Genomic DNA, 12,866 nt, shown 5'->3' with positions numbered 1-12,866 from the left:
AATGTTTGATTCAATTTTGGTGGTTTGTGTAGGAAATATTTGTCGCTCTCCTACCGGAGAGCGTCTACTAAAACAGCTCTTGCCGGATAGAAAAATATCATCAGCGGGTATTGGGGCGCTAGTAGACAAACCCGCAGATGAAAGTGCTGAAATTGTAGCGCAAAAGCATGGTCTAAGCTTGAAAGATCATCTAGGTAAACAATTAACAAGTTCTATGTGTAAAGAGTATGATCTTATTTTGGTCATGGAAAAATCGCACATTGATGCCGTATGCCGCCTAGCCCCCGAAGTTAGGGGGAAAACAATGCTATTCGGGCACTGGTTAAATCAGAAAGAAATAGCCGATCCTTACCGAAAAAGCCGAGAAGCATTTGAGTTTGTGTATGATATTCTCGATGAGTCCGCCCAAAAATGGGCGCAAGCACTAAATCGATAGATAGCCAGGATTTCCAATGTCAGAAAAGAACCGTGTGAATCTTTCAGGAAGTGATAAAACCGAAGAAATTGATTTGGGACGTCTATTTGGGGAGCTGTTAGATAACCGCTGGCTCATTATAGGGGTTACCTCCGTGTTTATCGCACTTGGTATTACTTATAGTCTATTCGCAACCCCGATTTATCGGGCAGACGCAATAGTTCAAGTAGAGCGAAATGTGGGAAGCTCTCTACTGAGTAATATCTCGCAAATGTTGCCTAATGGGCAACCTGAAGCCGCTCCAGAAATTGAGTTGCTTAAATCGAGAATGATTTTGAATAAAACGATTGATGATCTGAATTTGAGAACAATCGTTAAAGAAAAGCATTTTCCTTTGATAGGGAAAGGGTTAGCCCGCCTGATGGGGCAGCCGGTATCAAACTTAGATGTGGCAGAGTTTGTTCCTTCAGATTCGTGGAATAGCGATTCTTATTTAGAACTTGTCGTATTGAATAAAAATGAGTTCACCGTGTCTGTGGGTGATGGAAAGGCTATACATGGAGAGGTTGGGAAGTTACTAACGATCGATGGCAATGCCATTTTAGTCGAACGAATTAACGCTAAACCGGATACAGTATTTTCTATAACAAAACAATCTGAACAAAAAGCATTCAGTGGACTTTTGGATAGATACAATGTTGTAGACAAAGGTAAAGACACTGGGGTGCTTGGTCTAACTTTAATAGGGAGTGATCCGGTCAAAGTTGAAGCAACACTAAATAGTATACTGCAGAACTATGTTTATCAGAATGTTCAGAGAAAGTCAGAAGAAGATGCGAAAAGTTTAGATTTTCTACGAGTACAGCTGCCTAAAGTACGAGTTTCTCTTGATACTGCTGAAGATAAACTAAATAAATTCAGACAGAAAAATGAATCTGTTGATCTTTCTCTTGAGGCGAAGTCAGTCTTGGATTCGATTGTGTCAGTTGATACACAACTAAACGAACTGACATTTAAAGAGGCTGAGATTTCCAAGCTATATACCAAAGAGCATCCATCATATAGAGCATTACTGGAGAAACGCAAGACTCTGGAGATTGAGAAGGATAAGCTCAATAAGCGAATCAATGGAATGCCGCAAACGCAGCAGGAAATATTGCGTCTTAGCCGCGATGTTAAATCAGGTCAAGAAGTTTATATGCAATTGCTCAACAAAGAGCAAGAGCTAAATATTTCAAAAGCAAGCAAAGTAGGGAATGTAAGGATTATAGATTCAGCAATTACTCAAGAAGATCCTGTAAAACCACAGAAGGCAGTTATACTTTTTCTAAGTTTCTTCTTTGGTATTATTCTTTCAGTCTTTTATGTACTGATCCGAGCCTATTTGCATCGTGGTATTGAAAATCCGGAGGAGTTGGAAAGTATAGGTGTTAACGTTTATGCAAGTGTACCTCTTTCAGAGTGGCAGCGTAAGCGAGATCAAGAGTTTACGGCAAAAAATAAAAACAGAAATGCAGACTCGAATACGTTGCTAGCATTTGGCAATCCGGCTGATTTAGCAATTGAAGCGATCCGAAGTCTAAGAACTAGCCTGCACTTTGCGATGATGGAGGCAAAAAATAATATACTTATGATCTCAGGTGCAAGTCCTGGAATTGGTAAGACGTTTATAAGCGCAAACCTGGCAGCGGTTGTTGCTCAGACTGGAACAAAAGTGCTTTTCATTGACTGTGATATGCGTAAAGGGTATGCGCATGAGTTGCTGGGAGTTGATGGGAAAAATGGATTGTCAGATGTCCTATCTGGAAAATCGACCGTCGAGAATATCATCAAAAAGGCAAATAATTTTGACTTTATAGCTCGGGGAATGGTCCCTCCAAATCCATCTGAACTGTTGATGCACAATCGTTTCCCAGAACTTCTTGCATGGGCATCAAAGCATTATGACCTTGTTGTTGTTGACACCCCCCCTATTCTTGCAGTAACCGATGCAGCTATTGTTGGCAAGCAAGCGGGCACATCATTAATGGTTGCAAAATTTGAGCAAAACACAGCCAAAGAAGTTGAGATCAGTATAAAGCGTCTCAGCCAAAATGGTGTAGACATCAAAGGTGTTATACTCAATGCCGTTATCAGAAAATCATCTAACTATTATAGTTATGGGTATGATTATTATGATTACAGCTATAAATCTTCGAAAAACTGATTAACAACTATGTCGACCACCCGGCTTAAAACATCGGGTGGTATTTAATTTTTATATTTTTTGATGAACATGAAGGATGAAACTTGAGCGGAAATAAATGCATGGTAAATTAACAAACTGCTCTCGTGAGGTGATTTAAAATGTTCAAAATAATTTCTTTTCTTGCAGTATTCTTTTTTTCATTAAGTACATTTAGTTATAGGGCTGCGGCTCTTGGATATTTCTTTCTTTTTTTATCTATCGCACCGTATTGGAAAAATACGTTAGTGGTAAAACGTAGAGATATTTTTTATTTTTTACTTATAAATATTTCAGTTATTGCATGTTCGTTACTGCAAAATATTTATTGGATATACTACGTCAAGTTTTTGGGAATGATATTTTTTGCATCGATTATCTATGTGATGTACACAAGTAACATAATCAAAATTTCTGATATCGAGTTTTATTGCAAAGGTTTAATCCTTGTCAACCTCACATTTTTCCTTATTCAGCTAATTGCATATCAAGCGTTTGGTCACTTTATCGATTTTAACAATATGGTAAGGGAACAGGAAAGTACGACGCTGTACGCATCGAGAGCCTTGAGTGGCTTCATACTCTCGATAAGAGCTACCGGTTTGTATTCAGAACCTTCATTCTATAGCATGAGCGTCTTCTGCCCTACGATGATTCTTATGCTGTTAAATAAGAAAATAAATAAATATGTTCTACTGGGGTTGTTTAGTTGCGCATTAAGTTTATCTATAGCATCATTGGCGATTGTCGCATTGGCAATGATCATTCTTTTCTTTAGATTAAAGAAAAACTATTTACTAAAAGGTGCGGTTATCGCTGCTATTGTACTTTCGGCTCCTTATTTAGGTGATTTTTATACAAAAAGAATAACCGATGACTCTGATTATGATGCAATATCCTCGAGGCTTTTAATTCTTAAAGAGTTCGAAGCACGCGATTTTATCAATGATATAGTTGGTAGTGGTTTTTTCTGGGCCGAGGATGAGCCGATTGGTAAAATTGGGTTAAAAGGATATCATACTCGAGATTCATCGTTCTATCCCTATATTTATTTCTCTGGTGGTATATTCGGCCTGCTTTTATTATTCTTCTTTTTATCACGACTGGGGCTGAAGAATCTTGATATCCTCTATGGAGTTACCATTACGCTGTTATTTAAATTCAACATATTATCTTCTTTCTTTTGGATATTTATCGTGTTCTGTAAAGCATTGACTGCTGAAAGAAGAAAGAATCGCTCAAATTTAGAGGATGAACATGACATCACATAAAGAAATAAGTATCTGTATTATCGATTACGCGTTGGCCGGAAGCTTTTTCCTGCGTTTAGCTGCTTCAGACAAAAATAGAGAGTACATTTTTGTATCTACATTGTTAAGTACATATTTGGCCGCACAAAAAAAACATGAAGCTCACTTAATATCGAAAGTAAGAAAAATACGAGGAAAAGATAAAGTCACTAGTCTTCCTGACAATAGAGTGAGAGAGCTTGGCTTAAATATTCTTCCACTAAAAAATGCAATGGAGCTTGCCTCAGCATTACAATCCTCAATAAGAAAAATTTTGGATAAAAATAAAGGGAGGAGGATAAATTTACTTACGTGGAATGGTGATAATATTATAGGAGCTGTAATGCGCCAAGCGAAACAAGCAGACGGTGCGATTAGCCTATTGTTTTTCGAACTATCAAATTTAAAAGGAAAGATATTTATTGATCCCGAGGGAGTAAATGCTGCATCTAGCATTTATTTAAAACCAGAAGTGTTGGAAAATATTCCTTCCGTCGATGAGAGTGTTCATGACGGTTGGTTGAAAGATTTTTTTGAAGAAAAAAAAGGAAATAAACTACTACCTCAAGCATCTAAAGGTAAAGAGATAACACTGAGGCATCTAATCGATTTTGTATATACAAGATTTTTGGGTTTCCAAACATTCCCTAAAAGCTCGATAAGTAATAGGATAAGAAAAAAAAGAACCCAGACGATTAGTGAAGATAAAACTATTCCCGATGAGTATATATTTTTCCCCATGCAAGTGTCGACAGATACTCAGATAATTCTAAATAGCGATGTTGATAATGTTGATGTACTAAATCATCTCATTGAAAAAGAGATCTTACCTATCGTAACGAAGCCTCATCCTGCAGAATCCGACTTTGACTATATATACAAGATTAAAACCGCGAACCAAGGGCGATTGTTTATCTCTCAGAAAAATACTTACGAATTAATAAAAAACGCAAAGCGTGTATATACGATAAATTCCACAGTTGGAATGGAATCGCTGTTATTTGATAAAAATGTTGTATTTATGGGGCGTTCTGTATATTCAAATATGGGAACCGCTGAATTGAAAAAATACATACATAATTACCTTGTAGATATAGACTTCTTCGATGAAAATTTTTCTATAACACCTAACCTCATTGATAGTGTTTATTCAAGGCGAGACAATGGATAAATGTATAGTTGCATTAAAAGTAGCGTACTCAGGCTGTCTAGTTTTACTTAGTAAGCTTATTTTTAGGCGTCGACTTTTAACAAAGAAAATATTTTTCACAACAGATCTTCCACATATTAGATGTAGAGCAAACGGAAAAATATACATAGGGAATGTGAAATTTAGAAGTGGTTGTAGAATATTTTCTGATGGGGGCGTAATTTCATTTTCAGACGGTTGCTTTATAAATAATGATTGCTCATTCAATGCAAAAGGTAGGATTGATATTGGAGAAAATACACTTTTTGGCGAAGGTGTAAAAATATACGATCATAATCATAGAATTGGAAATGGTTATGTTGTATCCACAAATGAGTTTGATGTTTCAGATGTAATTATAGGGCGTAATTGCTGGCTCGGTTCAAATGTTACTATTCTGAAAGGGATAAAGCTTGCTGACAATGTGATCATTGGAGCTGGTAGTGTCGTTACAAAAAGTATTTTAGAGTCTGGAGTGTACGTAAGTAGTAATGGAGGGTTGAAGAAAATAAAATGAAAATAATGCATATTATTGAATCTTCAGCGACTGGTACTTTATCTGTAGTGACGATGCTGGCCAATAGTCAGGTAAAAAGTAATAATGATGTATGTGTGATCTATTCGCGGCGAGACGACACACCAGAAAACATAGCTTCACTGTTCGATCCAAGAATTGAACTAGTGGAGGTTGATATGGCTATGCGAAAGTTCCCTACATCATGCATCGTACTCAGAAAAATAATAACAGAAAGAAGTCCTAATATTGTCCATCTGCATTCATCGTTAGCTGGTTTTGTTGGACGATTAGCCAATATAGGAAATAAAAAAAATAGAATCATTTACAGCCCACATTGCATCTCTTTTATGAGGAAAGATATTGGAAAAACAAAGGAATATGTTTTTAAAACATTAGAGAGAATCGCGAATTTCATTCCTTCGACCTATGTTGCTTGCTCAAAAAGCGAATACGACTCAATAAAATCCAACCTATCTATAAAAAATGTCGAAGTGATAAATAATGCCTACGATGGGGAGTCTTCATTTGAGTTATCCATTTCTGATTTGGATATTAAAAACAAAAAGAAAGTAGAAATAATCACTGTTGGCGGAATAAGAAACCAAAAAGATCCCGCTTCATTTTCGCTTTTAGCAAAAAGCTTAATTAATAAATCGGTTAATTTTACTTGGGTTGGGGATGGAGATCATAATTTAAAGAACCTTCTGCAGGAGGCTGGTGTGAACGTTACGGGATGGCTACCTAAAACGGAAGTGCTGAAGCTAGTAAGGAAATCAGATATATATGTTTCTACGGCTAGGTGGGAAGGTATGCCTATTTCTATATTGGAGTCAATGGCATCCGGAGTTCCGGTAGTGGCGAAGAATTGCGCTGGAAATAATGACTTAATTAAAAACAGAAAAAATGGTTATTTGTTTGACGAGTTGGATGAGGCAATCGTGGCTATTCAACTACTAATCGAGAACGACAAAATAAGAAGATCTATTATATTGACTGCTCTCGAGGACATAAAAAGAGAATACTCTCTGACCGGTTATGTTAACAAGATGCAATGTTTATATGAGCGTCGCCTAGCGTCGTTAAATTAATCACTCGTCATATAATTATGCCGTAATTATTAATTGGGTCTTTAGAATGCAGCAGACTATTTGTATGGGTTCAAAAGACAGCAAAATTTTTTAGTGCAAGTAGGTAAGAACAGATGAATGTTTTTGCGGAAAATAGAAAAGTTAAGATTGTCATCCCAGCACGTCTATCGTCTAGTCGATTGCCAGAAAAAGCGTTGCTCATGCTGCAAGGACATGCTGTATTTTGGCATGTATATAGACGTTGTATCGAGGCTGGTATAGAACACAAAGATATATATTTAGCAACTGACAGTGATAAAATATATGAAAAAGCAGTTGATGAAGGTATTCTTACTATCATGACTAGTAATCAACATATGTCCGGAACTGACAGAGTCAATGAAGTTTCTGAACTATGCCACTGGCCGAATGATACTTTAGTTGTTAATGTTCAAGGCGATGAGCCGTTAATCCCACCACGACTAATTAGGGAGTTTATCGAGTTCTCTCTCAAGAACAAGCAGTTTGACATTTTCTCAGCCTACTCGAAAATAACTAGTCTAGAAGATGCAGAAAATAATAATATGGTAAAAGTTGCAATTGGCGAGAGAGGGAATGCGGTTTATTTTAGCCGCTCTCGTATTCCTTTTAACCGAGATAAGCCTCTTGATATCAGCTCATGTGTCAAACATATAGGTATTTATGCCTACAGCGCAAATAGCTTAGCTGCTTTTTGTTCGTTGCCTACTGGAACGCTGGAATCTTTGGAGAAACTTGAGCAACTAAGAGCATTAGAAAATGGTATGAAAATGGGTATGATGCGCTTTGACGGGGATGTTCATCATGGCATTGACACCGTTGAAGACTATAACAACATAAAAAGGATATTAGAGAATGAAGGCAATTGAAGTTGCTAAGAAAGTTATTAATACAGAGATCCGTGGGTTGGAAAGTGTGTTAGAGCTTTTAGATGAAAATTTCGCGGCCTCAGTTGAACTTATCTTGCAGTCGACAGGGCGGGTAATTATTAGCGGAATGGGAAAGTCAGGATTGATTGGCAGGAAAATTGCTGCATCTTTGGCGAGTACAGGTACCCCGAGTTTCTATATGCATCCTGGTGAAGCATTTCATGGTGATTTGGGTATGATAAAAGAGGAAGATATATTTATTGCTATATCTAACTCAGGGGAAACAGATGAGATGCTTAAATTGCTTCCATTCCTGGAGGATAATAAAAATAAAATCATATCAATCACAGGTAGTGAGCACTCAACATTAGCAAGAAGTGCTGATTACCACCTGAATGTGTGGGTTCCTGAAGAGGCATGTCCACACCAATTAGCGCCAACATCTTCTACGACCGCTGCGTTGGTTATGGGGGACGCTCTAACTATTGCTCTGATGGAGTTACGCAATTTTCGTCCAGAGAATTTTGCGAGATTTCATCCTGGCGGGTCCTTGGGAAGAAAATTACTAAGGAAAGTGCGCGATGAAATGGTTAGCTCTAACTTGCCTATAATTGATTTGAATTCAAGCGTCATTGATGCAATAAAAGTTATCAGTTCTGGGAATTTGGGATTAGTTATTGTATGCGACTCGAAAAAGTTATTTGGGATCATTACTGATGGCGATTTAAGGCGTGCACTGGATAAGTATTCAAAAGAAATATTTGATCTGCGTGTTTTGGACATAGTTAAAACTACGCCACATACCATTTCGGAAAATATTTCGATTAGCAAGGCCTACGACAAAATGGAGTCTCTCAACATTACATCATTAATCGTGACCGATGATGAAGAAATCCTGGGTATCCTTAAAAAGTAAGCTGAACTAGAACTAGGTTGTAGAAGATGGCGATTAAAGGTTTTAAAAATAGCGAGAATAAGGAGGTTATAGTACACTCCATTATTTCACTTTTTGTAAGAGTTCTAAGTGTACTCTCAGCCTTCTTGATGAATTTGACGGTGGCTAGGGTTCTGGGTGTTGAGGGGGCCGGTTATTTTCTCCTGGCGCTCAGCATTATTACATTCCTTTCGACAGTAGGGCGATGTGGCTTTGATAACTTAGTTCTTAAGTTCTCAGGGATTTCTTCAGGGCAAAATACTGTACTGATAGCGAGTCAAATTTTAAAAAAAACCTTGTTAGGTTGCCTTATTATATCAGGGTCGCTGACACTAATATTGGCTATTTTCTCAAAGACTATCTCGGCAAGTTTTTTTTCAAAACCAGAACTAGAGTTAACTTTGTTGTCAATTTCGCCAGGCTTAGTAGGTATTTCACTTTTCACGTTGTTGGCAATGGCTCTACAGGGACTTCGAAGGATAATTCTTTCTGTATTTATACTCAATATTAGTGTAAATATTATTTTTATTCTTATTGCACTTAGCGGGGTAATACATTCAAGTACTGACGCCTCGCTTGCTTTTTCTGCATCAGCGTTGATTACTGCTAGCCTTGGTGGGCTTATATATCTTTCGATTCAGCGTAAAAGTAAAAAGGCTGACTTAACGGCTGTACTGGAGCTGCCTGACATAGGATGGGGAACTGTTCTTACTTCAGCTATACCCCTATGGACAGTTATCGTTATGAGTCAGTTTGTTCAATGGTCTGGGCAGTTTTTAAGTGGCGGCTATGTACCTGCTGATGATATCGCACGTTTCGCTGTCGCACAGCGTACATCAATGCTGACAAGTTTCGCCTTAATGGCAGTAAATTTGGTTGTAGCTCCCAGATTCGCTTCATTCTATCATTCCGGTAAGCTTGTCGAACTAAGGCGGCTTGCTATAATGTCGACTCGGCTAGTAGTTGTTGGTGCTACGCCAATGGTTGTTGCTGCATTTTTTTTCCCAGATTTGATTATGAGTTTTTTTGGGAAAGACTTCATTGAAGGCGCCAGTTTACTGAAAATATTAACAATTGGACAATTGGTTAGTGTGCTAACAGGATCCGCAGGCTACCTGCTGATGATGTCTGGACACGAAAAAGACGTGCAGAAAGTTTTTTTGTTTTCGGCTCCATTAATATTCATACTTATAATGGTGTTAACCCCTATCTGGGGAATTGTTGGGACCGCTTGGGCAACGTCAATAACCATTTCGGTTCAAAGTTTAATTACAGTTTTTTTCGTTAAGCGAAGACTCGGATTCTACTCATTAGAATTCAAGTAGATTTGTTCAATCATTCATTATTTAGGCTGGTTAATAGTTTTGTTCAACATGCTCTTTGTTGACTTATAGAGAGGTAATGATGAGAAAGCTTATTTTATTGGTTTCAATGTTTGGGCTATCTTCGACAGCGCTATCGACAGAAATGGTGGCTAAGAGCGAAGCTACCGTCGAGCCAGCCAATACTGCGCAGCAAATGAATTATCACTTCGGGGTTGCCACTCATTTTGTGAGAAAAATGCGAAGCATGGCTCACTGGGACCCTGAGAGGTATATTCCAGAAATAGCTGCTATGAACGTCGGCTGGATTCGAGACGAAATCATGTGGGATAAGGTAGAGAAGGAAAAAGGTGTCTATTCCATCCCTAAAGAGGATCTCGAGTGGATTAATATTGCTAATAAATATGGTATAAAAGTAATTATTACCTTTAATGGTAATAATCCGAACATTTACAGCAATAACCAATTTCCTCCTGATGCCTACTCTAATGCCATTGCATATGTTGCGCAACAATTACAAGGAAAAATAGACGCTATTGAAGTGTTGAATGAACCATTCAACTGGTATGCAAACTCGTTCGGCCAGGGGACAAGGAACGCAGGAACAATTTATGGGACTGCGAAGGATGGTACAATTGAAAGCTGGATGCGGAACTATGTTCAGCTATTAAACGAGTCGGCTGACAAGATCAAAGCAAGGACTACAGGCATAAAGGTCATAGGTCTTGGCGGATTTCCTGCAATGAACTGGCGAATGATAAGGTATGGGATCAGTAAGAATGTTGACGGCATTACATTACATCCATATAGCTATGCAACCACTCCTGAAATAATGCCGTATCCTGACTCAAAAGCAAGTTTCAAGAACAATGGAAATACTCTTATCTCTGACAAAGACGGGAGTTTTTCTGCACTGATTGATCGAATGCTTAATTTCTCTATTGAGAATGGTGGGCCGAAAAGCATCTGGTTAACTGAGTGGGGATGGACGACTAAAAAGAACCTACCTATCTCAAGAGGAAATTTTGTTGGTGTTAGTGAAGATGAGCAAGCAGTTTATATACAACGGCGCTTCATGGAGTCTTTGGGGGTTGGAATTAAAACAAGCATTGTTTATTCTTTCATGGATGACAAGAATGACACTGGTATTGCAAGTCAAGTCAACAGCGAAGACAACTTTGGCTTGTTGCGGTCGGATGGGACACCTAAACCTTCATATTATGCAGTTCAGCGTTTGGCTTCGTTATCGGTAAACTTGCTACCTACTAATGATGTAAGCTACATTATTCAACAAGAATCAGCCAGACCAGATGATTCACCTGTTAAAGCCTTTGATGGAACCTTGCTTTACGCACCCGATCGTGTGATGTCTTATCAATTTAAAAATGAAAAGAACAATACGAGATACATAGCTGCTTGGTCGATGGAGAAATATAGTCAAAAACCTCCTAGACTTTCAAACATAACTTTGCCTGCGTCAGTCAAAGGGATTGTTGTGACGAATATGCTTACCGGCACCAAAGTAAAATTTAATGTCACTACTGTGGATAATCATAAAATTGTACATAATGTACCAATTCCAGTCAATCCAGTTCTTATCGAGTTGCAAGAATAATTATTTTAACTAAGCTTGGCTGGATGATATTTAGATAATGCACAGATATGGTAGTGTGGATTTTCGTTTGTGTAAAATCTGAGCGTGCTTTGATAGTTTATTTCAAATTTAGAGATGCTAACTTGAACATTATAAAAAACTCGTACTGGATCTCTGCTGAAAGAGTCGTGACAGTACTTGGCTTGATTTTTGTTACCTCATATGTTGCAAGATATATTGGGCCCGAAAATTTCGGTAAGCTAGCATTTTCTACAACTGTTTTTGCAGTTATTCAGTCAATTTCTCTGCTAGGAACTGATAGTATCATTTTTAAGAGAGCGTGTGATAATAAAACATCGTGCTTCAAGTTAATGTTCGCAGTTAAGAAATTGCGTGCATTTATTCATCTCTCACTATCTACGATTGCACTTATTTGGTTCTACTTTAACTCTGATTATCTAACATTTGTTTTTCTTTTAGCTTCATGTATCTCTGTCTATTTTATAACGCAGGATGTGTTACGAGTCTTTAATGAGGCGACATTAAATTCTAAAAAAAATACAATAGCAAATCTAGTTGGTTTGGTTGTAGCCATTTCTTTGCGCTACTTTATAGCGGTATTGAGTCTTGATCCTGCATGGCTCGCAGCTCCGATCATCCTCATTTCATTGATTCCTTATTTGATTAGAAGATTGAATTACCGACGTCAACACAATGCAGTTATAATTTCTGAGGTTCAAAGGAGGAAGTATATATCTTATGCTCTAGCGGTCGGCTTACCATTGGCGATTTCCGGTGTCTCAGTTACTATTTACACAAAGTTTTCACAGTTTGTTCTTGCCCACTATTGCGGCGACAGAGAATTGGGTGTTTTCTCAGCGGCAAGTACAATCGCTACCTCCTGGGTTTTCATTCCATTATCAATTATTACTTCTTATTTCTCTATCATCTATAAAGAGAAAATTAAAGGAAATATTGACCGCCTCGTCCGGCAAGTTAACAAAATCACATTCTTAATATCTCTATTAGCGGTCATTGGCGTTTTACTAACAGGAAGAGAAGTCTTGTCCTTTTTGTTTGGCAATGCATATTCATCGGCTTACTATACGCTGGTACTTCTAACTATCGCATCACTATTCTCAGTTATGGGAGTTGTGTCATACCGTTATATTATAAAAAAATCAGGGTATCATTACTTATCTATCAAGGCACTGATGGTGACTATCACCAGCGTTATATCGGCTTTCATTTTTGTCCCAGGCCATGGAAATATAGGTGCAGCATATAGCATTTTATTAACTGAGTTCGCTTCCTTGACTTTATTCAATTACTTTTTCAGACGTGGCGAAATTGGAAGAATGCATTTATCAATATTTTCACTAAATAAGTAATTATTCTTTAAAGGTG

The 12,866-nt window shown here is 37.8% G+C and carries 11 protein-coding genes; all 11 read left to right on the top strand.

Going from position 1 to position 12,866, the window contains the following annotated elements:
* Nucleotide 1 precedes the first annotated feature (1 nt).
* The 11 genes from ACRAWE_RS12050 to ACRAWE_RS12000 all read left to right on the top strand — a co-directional run bounded on the left by ACRAWE_RS12050 (nucleotide 2) and on the right by ACRAWE_RS12000 (nucleotide 12,850).
* A complete protein-coding gene (locus tag ACRAWE_RS12050; RefSeq protein WP_432525403.1) occupies nucleotides 2-436 on the top strand; it encodes a protein tyrosine phosphatase in 435 nt (144 codons plus the stop codon).
* A 16-nt stretch (nucleotides 437-452) separates the two neighbouring features.
* Nucleotides 453-2,621, top strand: coding sequence for a tyrosine-protein kinase Wzc (gene wzc / locus ACRAWE_RS12045; protein WP_432525402.1), 2,169 nt, complete (start codon nucleotides 453-455; stop codon nucleotides 2,619-2,621).
* Nucleotides 2,622-2,761: 140 nt separating this feature from the next.
* Nucleotides 2,762-3,910 carry a hypothetical protein gene (locus tag ACRAWE_RS12040; RefSeq protein ID WP_432525401.1) on the top strand — a complete coding sequence of 383 codons (1,149 nt, stop codon included), beginning with the start codon at nucleotides 2,762-2,764 and terminating at the stop codon, nucleotides 3,908-3,910.
* Nucleotides 3,897-5,099 carry a hypothetical protein gene (locus tag ACRAWE_RS12035; RefSeq protein ID WP_432525400.1) on the top strand — a complete coding sequence of 401 codons (1,203 nt, stop codon included), beginning with the start codon at nucleotides 3,897-3,899 and terminating at the stop codon, nucleotides 5,097-5,099. The genes ACRAWE_RS12040 and ACRAWE_RS12035 overlap by 14 nt, the downstream gene beginning before the upstream one ends.
* Nucleotides 5,092-5,634, top strand: a complete 543-nt coding sequence (locus ACRAWE_RS12030; RefSeq protein ID WP_432525399.1) for an acyltransferase — start codon at nucleotides 5,092-5,094, stop codon at nucleotides 5,632-5,634. The genes ACRAWE_RS12035 and ACRAWE_RS12030 overlap by 8 nt, the downstream gene beginning before the upstream one ends.
* A 5-nt stretch (nucleotides 5,635-5,639) precedes the next feature.
* Nucleotides 5,640-6,722 (top strand): glycosyltransferase, encoded by a 1,083-nt coding sequence (locus ACRAWE_RS12025; RefSeq protein WP_432525398.1) that lies wholly within the window; start codon nucleotides 5,640-5,642, stop codon nucleotides 6,720-6,722.
* A 113-nt stretch (nucleotides 6,723-6,835) separates the two neighbouring features.
* Nucleotides 6,836-7,609 (top strand): 3-deoxy-manno-octulosonate cytidylyltransferase, encoded by a 774-nt coding sequence (gene kdsB, locus ACRAWE_RS12020; protein WP_432525397.1) that lies wholly within the window; start codon nucleotides 6,836-6,838, stop codon nucleotides 7,607-7,609.
* Complete coding sequence (locus tag ACRAWE_RS12015; RefSeq protein ID WP_432525396.1) at nucleotides 7,596-8,525, top strand: KpsF/GutQ family sugar-phosphate isomerase; 930 nt, start codon at nucleotides 7,596-7,598, stop codon at nucleotides 8,523-8,525. Before kdsB ends, ACRAWE_RS12015 begins: the two co-directional genes overlap by 14 nt.
* A 26-nt stretch (nucleotides 8,526-8,551) precedes the next feature.
* A complete protein-coding gene (locus ACRAWE_RS12010) occupies nucleotides 8,552-9,868 on the top strand; it encodes a polysaccharide biosynthesis C-terminal domain-containing protein (RefSeq protein ID WP_432525395.1) in 1,317 nt (438 codons plus the stop codon).
* Nucleotides 9,869-9,944: 76 nt separating this feature from the next.
* Nucleotides 9,945-11,480: a hypothetical protein gene (locus ACRAWE_RS12005; RefSeq protein ID WP_432525394.1), complete on the top strand. Its 1,536-nt coding sequence runs from the start codon at nucleotides 9,945-9,947 to the stop codon at nucleotides 11,478-11,480.
* 47 nt (nucleotides 11,481-11,527) lie between these two features.
* A complete protein-coding gene (locus tag ACRAWE_RS12000) occupies nucleotides 11,528-12,850 on the top strand; it encodes an oligosaccharide flippase family protein (RefSeq protein ID WP_432525393.1) in 1,323 nt (440 codons plus the stop codon).
* Nucleotides 12,851-12,866: the final 16 nt, after the last annotated feature.

This window comes from Serratia sp. BFP-2025, from assembly GCF_050880365.1.
GTDB classification, from domain to species: Bacteria; Pseudomonadota; Gammaproteobacteria; order Enterobacterales; family Enterobacteriaceae; genus Serratia; species Serratia surfactantfaciens.
This window is presented reverse-complemented; position numbering and strand designations above follow the sequence as displayed.